Consider the following 17,692-nt stretch of genomic DNA (forward strand, 5'->3'; position numbering starts at 1 on the left):
AAAACATATTAAAATAAACAAACCCATCAAAATCTGATGGGTTTGTTTATTTTAATATCCTTCCGTAGAAGATTCATTTTTAATTAATGCCAACGCTGAGGAAGTTCCTATCCTTTTGACACCGAGATTGATCATCTTTTCGGCATCTTCGGGAGTTTTTACTCCACCTGCCGCTTTTACAGAAAGTTTCCCTGCGTTATGGAGCATAATTTTTATACCTTCAAATGTTGCTCCACTGGGTTTTCCGTCTTTCGTTTCGTAAAAACCTGTGGAAGATTTAACGAAAATTTTAGATAAATCATTTTCAGGAAAATTTTCTTCTGCCCAATTGGAAATATTTCTAGTCAGATTGGCAATTTGCTCATCCGTTAAAGCTGCAATTTCAATAATCCATTTTGCAACTTTATGATGATTCATACACAATTGTGTGCATCGCAAAAATTCATCTTTTACTAAATCTAAATCTCCTTTCAAATACGCAGAATAATTGATGACGAAATCTAATTCATCTGCACCTTCTTCAATTGCTTTTTGGGCTTCAGCTAATTTTGCATCTAAAGAATAAGTTCCTTCATGAAAACCGATGACCGTTCCTAGAACAACATCGGCATTTTTCTCCAGAATGTATTTTCTGATTTCAGCTACATAATCCGGACGAATCATAACAGCAAACAAATGATTTTCAATCGCTTCCTGAGTGAGTTCTTTTACTTTCTGCAATGTTTCATCTTCAGAAATCCCTGCCTGAAACGGTGTTTTTAAATAAGTTGAATCTAAATACTGAGCGATATTCATTTTAATTATACTTTGAGTTGTCGGTTGATCCCTTGCTCCAAAGATATAAAAGTTTCCGTTCTTGTCACTCCTTTCATTTTCTGAAGTTTATTTAAAATCTGCATCAAATGGTCGTTGTCTATGCATAAAACCTTTAGGAAAATGGTATAATTTCCTGTAGTGTAATGTGCTTCTACTACTTCATTTACATCTTTCAGTGCTTTTACCACATCCGGATAGTGGCTTGGCTGATCGAGGAACATCCCGATGTACGAAACTACTTTATATCCTATTTTTCTTGGGTTCAGAAATGAAATAGAGTTTTCGATTACGCCTGCGTGCTCCAACTTTTTGATTCTTTGGTGCACAGCTGTAGTTGAGATCCCTACCTGCTTAGAAATGTATGCCAAAGAGCTTTTAGCATTATCCATCAACATATAGATAATTTCTTTATCTAAAGGGTCTAAATGATAGCTTGTACTGGTTGAGTTTTTCATCTTAGATTATTACTTTTTTTATATTGTCATTTATTTCTTTAAAACTATAAAAACAGGAAAATGATCACTGTAACCACCCAAATAGCGGCTTCCTGCATAGGTTCTGAAAGGCCTGTCACTAAACATTTTATTTCTGCTTCTCAGTTTTTCTGGCTTAAAAATTTTGGCGTCGTAATATGATAATGATTGATTGTCATCAAAAAATGATTTTGATAATAAAATCTGGTCAAACAAAAGACCTGATTTATAATGAAATGCAGAATAATTTTTTGTAGAATACAATTCCTGAAAAGGATTAATCAGAACTTTTTCATTTTTATCATCAAAAAGGATTTTCAGTAAACCTTCACCATCAGGATTTTCATTAAAATCACCACAGAGAATTACGTTTTCCTTTTCAACATTAACGATCTGAACAATTCGGTTTCTGATTTCGCTTAAAATATAATCGCGTTTCGGCTGATTAATATCTTTCTCTCTTTTTGACGGAAGATGCGCTACAAAAACATTGATAATTTCTTCTTTAAATTTAACTTTCGAGAAGAGTACATCTCTTGTTGTATCGTAGTTTTCGGGATTATTGTCTACAATTTCAAAGAAAAATGTGATGGCTTCAGAATCTATAATTTCAATTTTAGATTTGTCATAAAGTAAGGCTACATCAACCTTTCTTTCATCCATAGAGTTGTAATGAACGATGCCATATTGAGAATTGAAAGGACTCATCTCTACAAGATCTTCCAGAACTTTTCTTCCAGAAATCTCAGAAAGGCCAATCATGCACGGAAGAATGCCTGTTTCATCCTTCATCAATTGAAAGACATGTGAAATTTTGAAAAGTTTGTCTCTGTATTTTCTTTCGTCCCAGTTTCTAAGTCCCGAGGTGGTAGGATCTAGCCTATGATTAGGCGGCGGGTCTGGCAAAAATAAATTTTCTACATTATAAAAAGCAAACAGTTCCATCTACACGTTTTTCTATTGGCATTCAGAAATTTTCAATTTTAATTTCAGAATGTAAATTTATTGTTTTTTTAGTATCATACCACTAATCATAATTAAATTTTCACATAAAACGCGAAAAAATTGACATAATCGTAAGCTTGTTAATTTATTACAGCGAAAATTTTAATAAAAATGAACTTACATTCATAAAAACTCTTCTCTCAAACATTTTTAAATTTCAGAAATCATTATTTGAAAACGATTGCATTAATGTTTAATCGCAAAAATTCACAAGGAATTACATGTTATTTTAATAGATCCGGGCGTTTTTCTTCAGTAATTCTTAGTGCTTCTTCATGTCTCCATTCTTCAATTTTAGCAAAATTTCCGCTCAAAAGAATTTTCGGAACATCTAAACCTTTGTACGATTCTGGTCTGGTGTAGATAGGAGGTGACAAAAGATCATCCTGAAAGCTGTCAGTCAGAGCACTCTGCTCATCATTTAAAACTCCGGGAACAAGGCGAATAATAGAATCTGCCAAAACACAAGCAGCTAATTCCCCGCCTGTTAGGACAAAATCTCCAATGGAAATTTCTTTGGTGATATGAAGATCACGAACCCTTTGATCAATCCCTTTGTAATGTCCGCAAAGGAAAATCAGGTTATTTTTTATAGAAAGAGAATTTGATATTTTCTGATTTAATGTTTCTCCGTCGGGAGTCAAATAGATAATTTCATCATAATCTCTTTGAGATTTCAGTTCAGAAATACACTTATCTAAAGGCTCAATCATCATCACCATTCCTGCACCACCACCGTAAGGTTCGTCATCGATTTGTCTATGCTTGTTGATCGACCAATCTCTCAACTGATGGAAATACACTTCTACCAAACCTTTATCAACTGCTCTCTTCAAAATAGAAGTTCTGAACGGACTTTCCATCAATTCTGGAAGTACGCTTATTATATCAATTCTCATTGTTGCGTATTATTTTTTTTACTTGGCGAAATAATCAGACGTAGGGAAGAATCTTTGTTAAAGTAGCTCCACATCCAATTAAAAAATATCGCCAATTTATTTCGAACGCTCAAATAAGCATTAAATGTAAAAACATCCAAAAATACCAGGCTAAAAATCCCTGAAATTTAATAAAAGGTAAATCGACAACAGCTCTGTGTTTTCCGATGGTGGCTAAAGAACCTTGGTCTTTGTATTCATATTCCGTCCATTCACCAGCATTTTTCTTTAGAAAGTTTTTTCCTAAATTTTTCGCCTGATTAATGGCAACATTGGCTACCTGAGGATGTCCCTGTGGATATTTTGGAGTTTCCATGTAAGCGATATCACCTACAGCATAAATATTTTCGTAGCCTTTTACTTTATTGAAACGGTCAACTATATATCTGTTTCTGATCAGTTTTTCTGTGGGGAAACCGTCAACTACGTTTCCTACAACTCCGGCAGCCCAAATTACGTTATTAGATGGGATTTCCTTTCCGCTTTTCATGTAGACTTTGTCGCCATCATAATCGGTAACGATTTCTCCGCTCATAAATTCAACGCCAAGATCTTTCAAATATTTTTCAGATTTCTCTTGTGCCTCGGGGCTCATCACCGCCAAAGGTTTTTCTGTTGAACTTACCAAAATGATTTTAAGATTATCAAAATTCATGTAAGGATAATCGCGGGGAAGAATATCTTTTTTCATTTCTGAAAAAGCTCCCGCCAATTCCACTCCTGTTGGCCCGCTTCCTACGATAACGATGTTCCAATTTCCGTCGTCACTGCGGCTTTTTTCAAGAATTAATTTTTCAAAAGTCATCAAGACATGATTTCTTATTCCGATGGCTTCCTGAGTATTTTTCATCCCGAAAGCTTTGCTTTCCAAATCTTTATTTCCAAAGAAATTGGTTTTGCAGCCTGTAGCGATGATCAGTTTATCATAAGTGAATTCGGCTCCGTCAGTAATGACTTTATTTTGAGAAGGAATAATTTCTTTAACTTCCGTCAGACGAAATTGTGTATTTCTGGATTCCTGAAAGATCTTACGGAAAGGGAATGAAATATTGGAAGGCTCTATCCTGCCACATGCCACCTGATAAAACAACGGCTGAAACATGTGATGGTTTACTTTATCGAGAACAATTACTTTTTTATTTTTATTGTTTAATGTTTTCGCAAGCTGCAGCCCCGCAAAACCTCCTCCGATGATGATGATCTTTTCGCGTGTTTCCATAGTAACAAATTTACTCATTTTATTTAGTATTTTATGGCTTAAAAAGTTAGTTTTGCAAAACTTTATGAGCCCAAAAAAGTACACCAAAAAAACTGCCAAAAGCATCCATAAAACCCGTCGGAAGAACTATTTTTTCCGACGAAAAATTCTTTTGGGAATATTGATTATTGCGTTGTTCGGAACGGGATTATACCTCAAGCAGTCAATAAGTTACTATTATGCTTTATATTTTAACAAATTCACTCACAAAAAGCTTCACAACAACGAAAAAGAAACTTTAAGAATCCAGAAAATTCTTAGCAATAATCTTGATAAAACGTATGGTTTTGACATTTCTCATTACCAGAATCGGGAAGATATCAAATGGGACAGTCTGAGCATCGGAAATAAGACCATTCCGCTTGAATTTGTGGTGATGCGTGCAACGATGGGAAACCGCAGTGCTGACAAACATTTTGATGAGTTTTGGCAGCAGGCAAAGAAACACAATCTTGTACGTGGAGCTTATCATTTTTACAGAGCCGATGAAGATCCTGTGATTCAGGCCAATAATTTTCTTGAAAATGTAAAACTGGAAAGTGGTGACCTTCCACCGATTTTAGATATTGAAAAAATACCGAGACGAAAATCAAATAAAAATTTGGTTGCAGACTTGAAAATATGGTGCAAAATTGTTGAAGAAACTTATGGTGAAAAACCTATCATTTACACTTACTACCACTACTACAAAGATTTTCTGAAGGGTGAGTTTGACGATTATCCGCTTTGGCTGGCCAATTACAATGACGTTCCTACTCCATCACCTGATGACCAGTGGAATTTTTGGCAGTTCAGCGAGAACGGAATCGTTCATGGCATCAACACCAAAGTAGATTTGGATGTTTACAATGGCGGAGTTTGGTCTTTGAAAAGCTTGACTTTAGATTAAATTATTTCTTTAAAAATTCAACAATATCTTTATTAAGCTCATCTGCATTTTCAAACGGAATCATGTGCGTTGCATCTTTGTAAACTTTCAGCTTTGCATTGGGAATTTGCTTTGACAGTAATTCAGAATGTTCAGGCTTGATCACATCTTTTTCTCCGGCAATCACCAAAACTTCAGATTGAATTTTATTTAAATCTTTATTAGAAATATTGGGTTCTTTCAACATCAGTTTAAGCAATCTCATTTCGTTGAATTTTTCCGGTTTATTTTCATATTGCATGGCTTTCAGACTCAATCTTAACTCACTTACCAACTCCTCATCTACCCCATCAACAGAGGCGTTGGCTCCGATCGTAATTAATTTAATTAAATTTTCAGGATATTTTAAAGCAAACTCTAGTCCTGTATTTCCACCGTCGCTCCAGCCTGCGATGTTTACTTTTTTCAAGCCCAAATCATCAATTAGAGCCTTCATATCATCTGCAAAAATTTTATAACTAAAATCCTTTTGCGTTTTATCAATGCTTTTACCTTGCGCTCTTGTGTCAACAGCAATCACTTTAAAATACTTTGCAAGTTCTGGAATCTGCTGATAAAAATCTCTGATACTTCCTGAGTTTCCATGGAGTAAAAGCAAAGGTTCGCCTTCACCATACGTTTCATAGTATAAATCCGCATCTTTTAGCTTTAAAACTTTGCCTGCAGCAGGATTTTTCCCGTAAATTGATTGTTCGGCTTCCATTTGATATTTGCTTACATCATGAAAAAGATTTGATACTCCACTGTCGTTATCATATTTTTCCTGAATTTCATTTTTTCCGTTTTTATCGACTTTCACATCAATATTAATGGCTGGTGCAGCAATGGTCATTTTTTTCCAATCGCCGTAAAATTTTCTCAGATAACCGGTTCTAAAAAGTGCGGCGCTGATGTTGAGCCTTCCCTCAAACTCCTTTAAAAACTGAATTCCGACAAAGAACTTACCCTGAACCCAAATATTTTTTTCATTGACATCTAAAGTAAAGGCGTCATCTATAATTTTATCCTTGGTTAGTTCCACCGTTATTTCTTCATCCAAAATACTCTCCCCCGGCAAGCCATTCTTTTCATTATAAATGGTATATCGCATAATTATCGGTCGGTCTGCGGTGATGCTTGCAATATTCAGGTGAATATTTTTAATCTTTGATTTTTTATTAGCCTTAAATTCTAAAGCGGTTTCACCTAAAAAATCATCTTTGCTTAATTCAGGTTTTACAGAATACATCACACTTTTCGTTTTTGTATTCACTCCCCAGTTTTTATCAACCAGTTTTTTAGGTGCAATTTTTACTTCCTGAATATTTTTGAATTTTTCTTTTAGATAAATTTTCCTGTCATTTTGTTTTACGAAATCCTGTACGGTTTCTGTATAGCTTTCGTACCCTGCAACATCGATTCTGACTTTAGCAGCAGGATTTACCTTAGAAAGATCAATAGAAAACTTTCCATTCTCATCACTGATGATTCCCACATTTTCTTTTTCAACACCTACCTTCACATAAGCAATGGGTGTATTTTCTTCTTTGGACAAAACAGTTCCGGAAATTACCTGAGCTTGGAGCAAAAATGCAGTAAATAACAGAATTAAAGTATTGAGTTTCTTCATAATAAAAGTTTGATGCAAAAATCAATATTTGAATATGAAAACGTTCTTAATTTCTTATTAAATTTAAAGACGCTTTAGTTAAATAAATTTTAAAAAATCACAACAAAGTGAGCTAATTTATTAAAATCACTTAAACGGCTTTCTTTGAATCCATTCAACTGCCAGATTGAGTGATTTAAAAATCTTTTCCATGAATTGATTGATCAGAAGATTATTATGTTTAATTAACCCGAAAATTTCAGTTGGTTCTGCACCAATTGTTGATTTTATCTCTAAAGCCGTTCTTCCGAAAATTATTCGGTTGAATTTTTCTTTGATTCCAAATTCTACCATATCTAAAAGCATATTCAGGTAGATTTGTTTTTCTTTTTGCAACTCTTTGTCGTAACCGAGAAAGTACGTGTCAATATCTTTATTGTTCAGGATTAAAGTATAGAAACCAATCAGTTTTTCATTTAAATAATACCCAAAAACTTTAAAATTTTCTTTCAGAGATTCTTTCATGCTTTCAAAATGATTTTCGGTGAGAAAAAACGTATTGAAAGGAGCATTTTCAGCAACATTTTGATACAGAAGATTCATTTCTTTCTGATGAATTTTTATGTTCTGAAGATTCATTTCAGATTTTTCAATTCCAGTGATTTTTTTCTTTGCAGATTTGGCTCTGGTTCTGTATTTTGTGGAAAATGCATTCAGATAATCTTCAAAAGTCAGCCAGTTTTCTTTTAACCTTAAAATCATATTCGGCTGCACCGAAAATTTATAAAATGACTGATGATTTTTGCCTTGAAAATATTTAATGAAACTTTCCTGATAATCTTTGTAAATAATCAGCGAGGTTTTTCCCTCTTGTCTCTGCATTTCCTGAACTGCTTCATCCAAAAGCGGAATCACTTGATCGATAGTGATTTTCTCAGTATCAAAGTAAAATCCGTTTTGTCCGGTCAACATATTATTTCCCAGAATCATTACATTTTTACTAAACTGTTTAGCCACAAAATTTTTCACATTACAAAAAGCTTCATCTTTCTGAAAAGTTTTATGTTCAATAAAATTTAAATATTGAAATAACGCACCACCAATTAACTGATTATCAGTAAAAAATCCAACATAAAAGCACCTCATATTTTCAGGACATGAAGTTTGTAAAGTCACGAAATATTCTTTAGACAACATGACATTATGCTGCCCGATTACCTCATTCCAGTTATTGGGAATTTCTGATGAAGATTTGTATTTTTTAAAAGTATAAGACATAAAAAAGGCTACAAATGTAGCCTATAATTTAGATTTCAAATTTTTATTTCGGTGTCACAAGATTAAATCCATCGATCGCATACCAACCGCAGATAATTCCGCCCATTATGGTAATCGTAATCGTCCAATAGCCGGTATTGATAAAAATATATTTCCAGGATTTCCTTTCAAACATTGCGTTGATAGCAACCAAAGGAAAGACAAAGAAAACTCCTGTCATAAACGAATGCAACGCACCGTGACCAAATGATCTGAAAGCCGTACCATAATCATGCATAAACGCTGTGTAAGAAGGCTTAGCTAAATTTTCATCACCCCCAATCATTCCCATTGCGCCAAACTGATGAATAGTGACCATTTGCAGAAAAAAACCAATCAGGATTGATAAAATGATGGAAACAATAAATACCATTCCCATGTTTGCACCCTTCATTTTTTCTTCCGTCAAGCCACATTCTCTCATCCACGCTTTTCCAAAAACTTTTGGGTTGTACCAGATAAATCCCATAATCAGCGGGACTAAAGAGGCAAAAAGTATTGCCAAAAAGTTAATTTGTAACATAGTTTTAAAATATAGTTTAGTTTCTCAAATCTACATTAAAAAAGTTTACGATGATATATTAACCTTAAAAGCTCTAATATTTCGTATTTTTGCACCACAAAATTTGGATATCAATGAATTACGTTGCGGCTGAGAATCTTACAAAATCTTACGGGATCAAAACTCTTTTTAAAAACATTTCTTTTAACATCAATGAGGGCGACAAAATTGCCATTGTTGCCAAAAACGGAAGCGGTAAATCTACTCTGTTGAAAATTTTAATGGGAAAAGAAATCGCAGACAGCGGCTCGGTAATCATTAATAAAGATATTCAGGTGGTTTTGTTTGATCAGGAAATTGATTTTGAATCTAACCTTACGATTGAGGAATTTATGATGACTTTAGATTCTGCACCAATTTTGGCTTTAAAAAAATATCATCATGCATTGCTGTCGGGAAATCCAGATGAGATGGAAACTGCACTAGCTGAAATGGAAATTCACAAAGCCTGGGATCTTGAAAATGAAATGAGTCAAATTCTGTCTCAGCTTAAAATCACAGACCTGACTGCCAAAATGGGGATGCTTTCCGGTGGACAGATCAAACGTGTTGCATTGGCAAAACTTTTAACCGAAACTAGAGCCGAACACCGTCACACCCTATTGATCATGGATGAGCCTACCAACCACTTGGATGTGGAAATGGTAGAATGGCTTGAAAGCTATTTGAATAAAGCGAAAATCACTCTTCTTTTAGTAACTCACGACCGATACTTCCTTGATGCAGTCTGCGGAATTATCTGGGAAATGGAAGATCAGAATCTTTATTTTCACAATGGTTCTTACGCAACTTATCTGGAGAACAAAATGATTCGTGAGGATAATATGAACTCAACCATCGACAAAGCACAAAATCTTTACAGAAAGGAGCTGGAATGGATGCGAAGACAACCGAAAGCGAGAACTACAAAATCAAAATCTCGACAAGATGATTTCTATGAAACTGAAAAAGTAGCAAAAACCGATACCCGAAAAGAATCTCTGGAGCTTGATTTTGAAATGAAAAGATTAGGGAACAAAATTCTGGAGCTTAAGGATATTTCTAAAAGTTATGGTGATAAATTATTATTAAAAGATTTCAGTTATTCGTTCCAACGTGGCGAGAAAGTGGGAATTGTAGGAAAAAACGGAGCCGGAAAATCTACTTTACTAAATATTATCCAAGGTTTTGAACCAAAAGATTCCGGAGAAATTGAAACGGGAGAAACGATTAAATTCGGATACTTTTCTCAAAAAGGTCTTAAATATAAAGAAGAAGAACGTGTAATTGATTTCATTAAAGATATTTCAGAAAACTTCCCGTTAGCAAACGGAAGAACCATTACGGCATCGCAGTTTTTAAGATTATTCTTATTTGATGACCAAACGCAATATTCGCCGATTTCAAAGCTTTCAGGAGGAGAAAAAAGAAGACTTCATTTGATGTACATTTTATATCAAAATCCTAACTTTTTGATTTTTGATGAACCTACGAATGACCTTGACCTTCCAACTTTGACGGTTTTGGAAAATTTCCTTTTAAATTTCCAGGGAAGTTTGATTATTGTTTCCCACGACAGATATTTTATGGACAGAATTGTTGATCATATTTTAGCGTTTGAAGGCGAAGGGAAAATCAAAGACTTTATCGGAAACTTCTCAGAGTACAGAGAAAATAAAAAACTGGAAGACGGAAACCAAAAGAACGAAGATAAAAAAGCAAAAACTGTAGTTGAGAAAGTCGTTGAAAAACCAGTAGAAGTAGTTGTTTCAACACCGCAAACTCCAAAAAAGAAATTGTCTTTTAAAGAACAGCGCGAGCTGGAAACGATTGAAAAAGAAATTCCTGAATTTGAAGCTAAAAGAGCAGCAATTTTGGAGCAACTGAATAACGAAGCTGATTACGAGAAAATTTCAAAACTCTCTGCAGAACTAGAAAGCCTTTCTGAGAAACTCGAAAACCACGAAATGAGATGGCTTGAGCTTCAGGACTAAGATAAATTTAAAATATGAAGAGCTGTTCAATTCCTGAACAGCTCTTTTTTTATAATTAAAATTTTATTTTTTCTTGACCAAAGTAAGAATACTGAATAGAAGAAAAGCAGTTCCCAAAATAAGAAACCCATATTTCAGATACATATTGTCGTTAACCAAAGTCAAACCGATTCCTACAAATAAAAGACCGATCACTGTAAAACTTGAACTTCTTTTTTCATATTAATTTAGATCAACAATTTTCCCTTTTTTAGAACTCTCCAAAGCTGCTTCGATGATTTTCATGTTTTGAACAACTTCATTTCCTAGTGAAGGCAAAGCGTATCCGAAAACAATATGTTCATAGATTTGCTGGTAATAATTCATGTAATTTCCTGGTTGGCTTGAGGTCAAAATCCTTTTCGTTTCTGAGTTTTCATCCAAATAATTCAGAATTCCGTCAGATTCTTTCAGAGGCTGCATCCAGTCTTTTCCGTATGTTGGGATTGCTCCAGAAACCAATTCGGTCTCCTGATCATCTGTTCGTTCTTGTAAGAAACTTCCTTTATCTCCATGAAGTTTATACGCAAAATGTTCCTCTTTACTAAAAACTGAAGATTTTAATCTCGCTCTTACACCATCTTTATAATAAAGCAAAATTTCAAAATAATCATTGGCAAACTCCTCTCCTTTCATCGAAAATACATCTGCAAACAACTTTTCAGGAAAACCAAAAAACTGTGTTGCCTGATCCACAAGATGAGAACCTAGATCATGAACAGAACCAGAACCGTTTAATTCAGGATTTTCTTTATGCTCTTTTGCACTTGGCTCGGTTCTGAATCTGTCAAAACGGATTTCAACCTCTTTAATGTTTCCTAATTTTCCTTCAGAAATTACTTTTTGCACCTGAAGATAGTCACGATCAAATCTTCTGTTCTGATAAACACTTAGAAAGAGATTTTTAGATTCAGCCAATCTTACCAATTCTTCGGCTTCTGCAACATTTACGGTAAAAGGTTTTTCAACAATTACATTTTTACCAGCTTCCAATGCCATTTTTGTAAATTCAAAATGCGTCTGAACTGGAGTATTTACTACCACGACATCAATATCGGCATTTTGGAGCATCTCATCTAATGATCGATAGATGGTTGCATCAGGATATTTCTCTTTCGATTCTTCTTTTGACCTTTCTACAATTGCAGACATAAAAAATCCCGGATGTTCTTTTAAAAACGGAGCATGAAAAACCTTCCCGCTCATCCCAAAGGCACAAAGCCCCACTTTTACCAGTTGCATATTTTTTAATTTTAAACAAATATATTTATAAAAAATGTTTACTAGATGTTTTTGGATATGGAAAAGTATCTACAATATTAAATATGATAAAAATCAAGAAAATTTATTTTTAATAATTCTAAATAATAATAAGTTTATTTTTACTTTTGCGGAATCATAATTCTATTCCAAAAATCTAAACTATGAAAAGAAGGATTATCTCCTTAGGTCTTGTCGCTATCACATCATCGGTTGGTGCTCAGATGAGAAATAATTCTGAAAATGACACCATCAGAATTCAAACAATTGAAGACGTCAACCTTCACAAAACCGGAAATCCTAATACAGCAAAGCCGGCAACGACAAAGTCTAATCTTACGATAATGGAAAATCCGCAGGCGATTTCTATTGTTACCCATGAGATTATTGAACAACAACAGGCTAAACAACTAAGTGATGTTCTTCAGAATGTAAACGGAGTTTATGTAACTTCTTCCAGAGGTGGATCACAAGACAGCTTCGGAGGTCGTGGTTTTATTTTCGGAAACGATAATATCTATAAAAACGGAGCCAGAGTCAACAGCGGAGTTTTCCCAGAAGTGAGCGGACTTGAAAGAGTGGAAGTTCTAAAAGGGGCAACTGCAATGCTTTACGGAAATGCCGCAGCAGGAGGTATCATCAATTTGGTTACAAAAAAACCTAAATTCAATTTTGGAGGAAGTGTAGGTATGAACGCAGGAAGCTGGAATTCTTATAAACCTACAGTTGACATCTACGGACCAATTTCTAAAAACGTTGCCTTCAGAATCAATGGTGCATATGAATACGCAGAAAGCTTCAGAGATGTTGTACAATCTACAAAATATTATTTCAATCCTTCGTTTTTATTTAATTTAGGAGAAAAATCACAATTAATTATTGAGGCTGATTATCTTAAAAATGACCTTACTCCAGATTTTGGAATCGGATCAATTACCAATAAAGACCAAAGCTATTCACTGATTGATTGGTTACCAAGAAATACTTTTTTTGGAACCGACTGGCAATATCAAAATGTACAGCAAGCATCGACAAACGTAACATTCAATCATCAAATCAATGATAAATGGACATTGAATGCTTCTGCATCATATCAAAATTATACGAAAGATTATTTTTCAACAGAAAGAGTACAATGGAGTTATGATAAAATTTTTCCCAACAGACTTTCTTGGAATACACCACTAAACAAAACCTATAATGAGCAAAACTATGGTTCTGCGCAGGTCAACGTAAATGGAGATTTCAATACAGGAAAAATCAATCATAAAGTATTGATTGGTACTGATGCAGACTATGGACAATCTGATGCAAATGCTTACAATTTGATTCAAGCTCCTACAAACATATTATATCTGGACGACCCGAACTCTTGGGACAATGGAAGCTTAGCAATGCCTGACTCTAATTTAAATACCAAAACAAGAACAACAGCGAGAAGAGTCGGTGTTTACGCTCAGGATTTTATTAGCTTAACAAAGGAATTTAAAGTACTAGCAGGACTTCGTTGGTCGTATATTGAAAATATGCCAAGTTTACTTACCCGTTTTACCACAAACGTAAAAACTGAAGTATTAAATTCCGCAACATCTGACAATGCTTTTTCTCCGAAAGTAGGTTTCGTATATATGCCTAACGATAATTTTTCAGCATTTGCAACCTATACCAATTCATTTGCGGCCAATGCAGGGTATACTTCTGATGCTGTTAATAATTTAGATACCTCAGGATCTCTACAAACAGTACAAGGCAGAGTAGCAATATTGCCTAAACAAGGGATAAAGCCTACCACCGTAGATCAGTACGAAGTTGGTGTGAAGAAAAATATCTGGAACAATGCTTTAGCAGTTAACGTTACGCTTTATCAGATTCTATATCACAACTTCTATCAGAATTTCTTTTATACAGATACTTCAGGTACGGTACAAACACCAGACACTAATTTAAAAGAGTTTGCAGGAAAAATGAGAAGCCGTGGTGTAGAAGTAGATATTACCGGAAATCCTACTGAAAACATTTCTATCATTGGAGGTTTTTCATACAACAACTCTGTATATTTAGATACACCTGAAAAAGGATATGTAGAAAAGCAAAGATTGGTAAGAACACCTGCAACTACTGCAAACGCATCTGTATTTTATAAATTCACTAACTATGTTCCTGGTTTGAAAGCGGGAATCGGAGTATATTATATTGGAGACAGAATTGCAGGCTGGAACGACTCTAAATCTACGAATATTACAAGAAAAGATGTAAGCAGAATGATGGATCTGAAAGATTACACTACCGTTTCATTATCATTAGGATATGACTGGAAAAAATTCTCGCTGCAAGGAAAAGTGGGTAACCTATTTGATGTAGTCAATTATAATGTACATGAAAATTACTCAGTAAACCCTATTACACCAAGAAATTACTATTTCACATTAACATACAGACTGTAAAATTTAGAATTTTATAATTCAAAATTTCTATAATCAAAGTGGAAGTTGCATTTTTGCAGCCTCCACTTTTAAAATTTAAAAACAAACAATAAATTATGGATAAAATAAAGGATACCAGAAGTTTCATGAGAATCACTCACCGTTATTTAGGATTCTTCATGGCCGGAATAATGGCGATTTATGCATTAAGTGGAATTCTTCTGGTTTACAGAGATACAGATTTTCTGAAAAAAGAAAAACTGTATGATAAAGTAATTGCTAAAAATCTTTCTGAAAAAGAATTGGAGAAAGAATTGAAGATGAAGAATCTTGAAATAAAAAAGACCGAAAATAGTATTTTATATTTCAAAGACGGAACATACAATTCAGCGACCGGACAGGCAAAATACACAAAAAAAGAGCTTCCTTTTGTGATTGATAAAATGACTAAACTTCACAAGGCAAAGTCAGCAGATACTCTTTCGCCCCTCAACGCATTTTTCGGAGTTTGTCTTTTTTTCTTTGTTATCTCAAGCTTTTGGATGTTTAATACGAAAAGCAAACCTTTCAAGCGAGGAATTAAATTTGCTGTGGCAGGTCTTATCGTTTCCATTATCTTATTGTTTATTTAAATTACATATTTTATATAATTTTAGTTAAAATTTTAATGTTATTCACAAACTTAAAATATGACTTTTTCACATAAATTAGTACCTCAAGCATTGTGGCACATTTATTGAATTGAACTGCATATCAAAATAATTAACATTAACTATTAAAATTATAAATTATGAAAAAGCTAATTTTTACAGGAATATTAGCTGTTGCAGGATTGACAGCTACAGCAAACGCACAAATTCAAGAAGGAAACTGGATGGTTGGTAGTAGCTTACTTTCAAGCAACTTTGGTTTAAATACAGGTGGTGGTTACAGCATTGCATTACAACCAAAAGCTGCTTACTTTATTAAAGACAATGTAGCCTTGGGTGGATATGTTAACTTAGGAATCAGCAAAGTTACAAACGGAAGTCCTACAAGATTTGATTATGGTGTAGGTGCTTTAGGTCGTTACTTCTTATCTCCGGGAGAAAAAGGTGTAGACAATTTATTAAACCATGGTAGATGGTTCTTCGAAGGTAACTTAGGTGTAGGTGGATCTTCTGTAGAAAGCGGAAACTCTACAACAGGTTTAGACTTCGGTGTAGGTCCTGGTTATTCTTACTTCATTACTCCAAACATTGGTGTTGAAGGTTTAGTAAAATATCAAGGTCAGTCAGGATTTGGTAACGAAGGTCTGAACTCAAACATTACTTTCAATGTAGGTTTCAGTATTTATTTACCAACGTCTAAGGCAAAAGCAGTTGCTAACGATTTGAAATAATTAAATATTTCATACAACATACAAAAGCGGCCCGGAAAAATTTCCGAGCCGCTTTTTCAAATTAAAACTAAACTATATATAATAAATAAAAAATCTAAACCTATTGGTTGGGTTGAGGAGTAAAACGCAAATACGGTTTAATCTCAGTAACACCTTTCGGGAAAATATTTCTCGCATCTTCGGTAGAAATTGATGGCGGAATAATAACATCATCACCATCATACCAATTGGCAGGAGTTGCAATTTTATGAGAATCTACCAACTGCAGTGAATCTAAAACTCTAAGAATCTCATTGAAATTTCTTCCTGTTGAAGCAGGATAGGTGATAATCAATCTTACTTTCTTAACGGGATCAATAATTAATAAAGAACGGACTGTTGCAGTAAGCGAAGCGTTGGGATGAATGAAATCATAAAGCTCTGAAACTTTTCTGTCTTTATCTGCAATAATCGGAAACTGCACTTCTGTATTTTGAGTTTCGTTGATGTCTTTGATCCAGTTTTTATGATCTTCTACTCCATCGACACTCAAGGCTATAACTTTAGTATCTCTTTTGTCAAAATCTAATTTCAGCTTTGCGGTATAGCCCAATTCAGTAGTACAAACCGGAGTGTAATCTGCGGGATGGGAAAATAAAATTCCCCAAGAATCTCCAAGATATTCGTAAAAATCTATATTTCCTGCAGTAGTATCTGCCTGAAAGTTGGGTGCGGTATCTCCTAGTTTAATTGACATACGATGTTGTTTCTATTAGTCTACAAATTTAATAGACTTTTTGCAACTGGCAAAATTTTTGCTAAAGAATTTATTTATAATTTTGAAAAAAAATATTTTATGAAAACTGGCTTAAGCTATTTAGATACTGTATATAGCGTTTTAGAAAATTGGTACATCGCCTTTGCGAAACTCACGCCAAAGTTGGTGGTTGGAATTCTTGTTTTCATGTTTTTCTTAATGACAAGCAAATACCTGAGTAAACTTGCAGTAAAAATCATGCACAAGCTTTTTCCGAAAAGTAAAAATGAAGGATCTGTAATCACAATCATTAATATCTTCAGATTTATCATTATCGTGATGGGATCTTTTATTGCTTTAGAAATCATGGGCTTCAGTGGATTTCTCTGGAAATTTATCGGAAGTCTAGGGGTTGCAGGGGTGATTGCCGGGGTTGCTTTAAAAGATTTGGTTTCAAGTATATTTTCAGGAATGCTGATTGGAATTGATAAAGCCTTTAAAGTCGGAGATTATATTACCATCGGAAATCATTCCGGAACGGTGCAGGATATTGGTTTTTTAACCACAAAACTGATTACAGACGATGGAAAGAAAGCCTACATTCCGAATCAGGTTATTTTCAATGCTCCATTTTATAACATCACGGCATCACCTCAGCGAAGGATTATTTTAGATTTCGAAATTCCTGCGGATGAAGATATTGTGAAGGCACAGGAAAGCATCAATCATGTAATCTTAAGTCAGGAATATATCGATAAACAAGATAAAGTGGAAGTGATTTTCACAAGTTTGAAACAAGGAGTTTTTAATTTACAGGTGAAATTCTGGATGAAAGTTGGAGAAAATTTAGCCCATGTAAAAAGTGATATTTTAATGAAAATTAAAGGCAGCCTTGATGATCAGGGAATTCCATTAGTAACTCCGACGAGCATTAACATCACCAATACTCCGGCAATTGAGCCACCGAAAGAGAACACTGATTTATAAAAATCAGT

At 34.3% G+C, this 17,692-nt stretch carries 15 protein-coding genes and 1 pseudogene; 6 read left to right on the plus strand and 10 right to left on the minus strand.

What is annotated here, in order from left to right; all coding sequences use genetic code 11:
- Positions 1-51: 51 nt before the first annotated feature.
- From deoC to EAG08_RS07480, 5 genes and pseudogenes are all read right to left on the minus strand, one after another.
- The gene (deoC, locus tag EAG08_RS07460) at positions 52-795 is read right to left on the minus strand and encodes a deoxyribose-phosphate aldolase (RefSeq protein ID WP_129534897.1); all 744 of its coding nucleotides are present in this window, start codon (positions 793-795) and stop codon (positions 52-54) included.
- 5 nt (positions 796-800) lie between these two features.
- The gene (locus tag EAG08_RS07465) at positions 801-1,271 is read right to left on the minus strand and encodes an Lrp/AsnC ligand binding domain-containing protein (protein ID WP_129534898.1); all 471 of its coding nucleotides are present in this window, start codon (positions 1,269-1,271) and stop codon (positions 801-803) included.
- Between the two features lie 30 nt (positions 1,272-1,301).
- On the minus strand, positions 1,302-2,234 hold the full coding sequence (locus EAG08_RS07470; RefSeq protein WP_129534899.1) for an endonuclease: 933 nt from the start codon (positions 2,232-2,234) through the stop codon (positions 1,302-1,304).
- Positions 2,235-2,518: 284 nt separating this feature from the next.
- Complete coding sequence (trmD, locus tag EAG08_RS07475) at positions 2,519-3,193, minus strand: tRNA (guanosine(37)-N1)-methyltransferase TrmD (RefSeq protein ID WP_129534900.1); 675 nt, start codon at positions 3,191-3,193, stop codon at positions 2,519-2,521.
- Positions 3,190-4,451: pseudogene (locus EAG08_RS07480) on the minus strand (NAD(P)/FAD-dependent oxidoreductase). The gene trmD and the pseudogene EAG08_RS07480 overlap by 4 nt, the downstream one beginning before the upstream one ends.
- 64 nt (positions 4,452-4,515) lie before the next feature.
- On the opposite strand from EAG08_RS07480, the gene EAG08_RS07485 reads away from it, so the two are divergent.
- The gene (locus EAG08_RS07485) at positions 4,516-5,379 is read left to right on the plus strand and encodes a glycoside hydrolase family 25 protein (RefSeq protein WP_129534901.1); all 864 of its coding nucleotides are present in this window, start codon (positions 4,516-4,518) and stop codon (positions 5,377-5,379) included.
- A 1-nt stretch (position 5,380) separates the two neighbouring features.
- Here EAG08_RS07485 and EAG08_RS07490 read toward each other — a convergent pair whose 3' ends face one another.
- From EAG08_RS07490 to EAG08_RS07500, 3 genes are all read right to left on the minus strand, one after another.
- Complete coding sequence (locus EAG08_RS07490; protein ID WP_129534902.1) at positions 5,381-7,027, minus strand: alpha/beta fold hydrolase; 1,647 nt, start codon at positions 7,025-7,027, stop codon at positions 5,381-5,383.
- Between the two features lie 126 nt (positions 7,028-7,153).
- Positions 7,154-8,284 (minus strand): peptidogalycan biosysnthesis protein, encoded by a 1,131-nt coding sequence (locus tag EAG08_RS07495; RefSeq protein ID WP_129534903.1) that lies wholly within the window; start codon positions 8,282-8,284, stop codon positions 7,154-7,156.
- 43 nt (positions 8,285-8,327) lie between these two features.
- A complete protein-coding gene (locus EAG08_RS07500; protein ID WP_129534904.1) occupies positions 8,328-8,846 on the minus strand; it encodes a DUF1761 domain-containing protein in 519 nt (172 codons plus the stop codon).
- Positions 8,847-8,959: 113 nt separating this feature from the next.
- Between EAG08_RS07500 and EAG08_RS07505 the strand changes: the two genes are divergently transcribed.
- On the plus strand, positions 8,960-10,858 hold the full coding sequence (locus EAG08_RS07505; RefSeq protein ID WP_129534905.1) for an ABC-F family ATP-binding cassette domain-containing protein: 1,899 nt from the start codon (positions 8,960-8,962) through the stop codon (positions 10,856-10,858).
- A 222-nt stretch (positions 10,859-11,080) separates the two neighbouring features.
- On the opposite strand, the gene EAG08_RS07510 is transcribed toward EAG08_RS07505, so the two are convergent.
- A complete protein-coding gene (locus EAG08_RS07510) occupies positions 11,081-12,139 on the minus strand; it encodes a Gfo/Idh/MocA family oxidoreductase (RefSeq protein ID WP_129534906.1) in 1,059 nt (352 codons plus the stop codon).
- Between the two features lie 182 nt (positions 12,140-12,321).
- On the opposite strand from EAG08_RS07510, the gene EAG08_RS07515 reads away from it, so the two are divergent.
- The 3 genes from EAG08_RS07515 (at position 12,322) to EAG08_RS07525 (ending at position 15,961) form a co-directional block, all read left to right on the plus strand.
- The gene (locus EAG08_RS07515; RefSeq protein WP_129534907.1) at positions 12,322-14,601 is read left to right on the plus strand and encodes a TonB-dependent siderophore receptor; all 2,280 of its coding nucleotides are present in this window, start codon (positions 12,322-12,324) and stop codon (positions 14,599-14,601) included.
- 95 nt (positions 14,602-14,696) lie between these two features.
- Positions 14,697-15,212, plus strand: a complete 516-nt coding sequence (locus EAG08_RS07520; RefSeq protein WP_129534908.1) for a hypothetical protein — start codon at positions 14,697-14,699, stop codon at positions 15,210-15,212.
- Between the two features lie 158 nt (positions 15,213-15,370).
- Positions 15,371-15,961 (plus strand): hypothetical protein, encoded by a 591-nt coding sequence (locus EAG08_RS07525; protein ID WP_129534909.1) that lies wholly within the window; start codon positions 15,371-15,373, stop codon positions 15,959-15,961.
- Positions 15,962-16,061: 100 nt separating this feature from the next.
- Here the strand turns inward: EAG08_RS07525 and EAG08_RS07530 are convergent, their stop codons facing one another.
- Positions 16,062-16,697: a peroxiredoxin gene (locus EAG08_RS07530; protein ID WP_129534910.1), complete on the minus strand. Its 636-nt coding sequence runs from the start codon at positions 16,695-16,697 to the stop codon at positions 16,062-16,064.
- 99 nt (positions 16,698-16,796) lie between these two features.
- On the opposite strand from EAG08_RS07530, the gene EAG08_RS07535 reads away from it, so the two are divergent.
- Complete coding sequence (locus EAG08_RS07535; protein WP_129534911.1) at positions 16,797-17,684, plus strand: mechanosensitive ion channel family protein; 888 nt, start codon at positions 16,797-16,799, stop codon at positions 17,682-17,684.
- Positions 17,685-17,692 lie beyond the last annotated feature (8 nt).

It is taken from the genome of Chryseobacterium sp. 3008163 (assembly GCF_003669035.1).
Classification (GTDB): Bacteria; Bacteroidota; Bacteroidia; order Flavobacteriales; family Weeksellaceae; genus Chryseobacterium.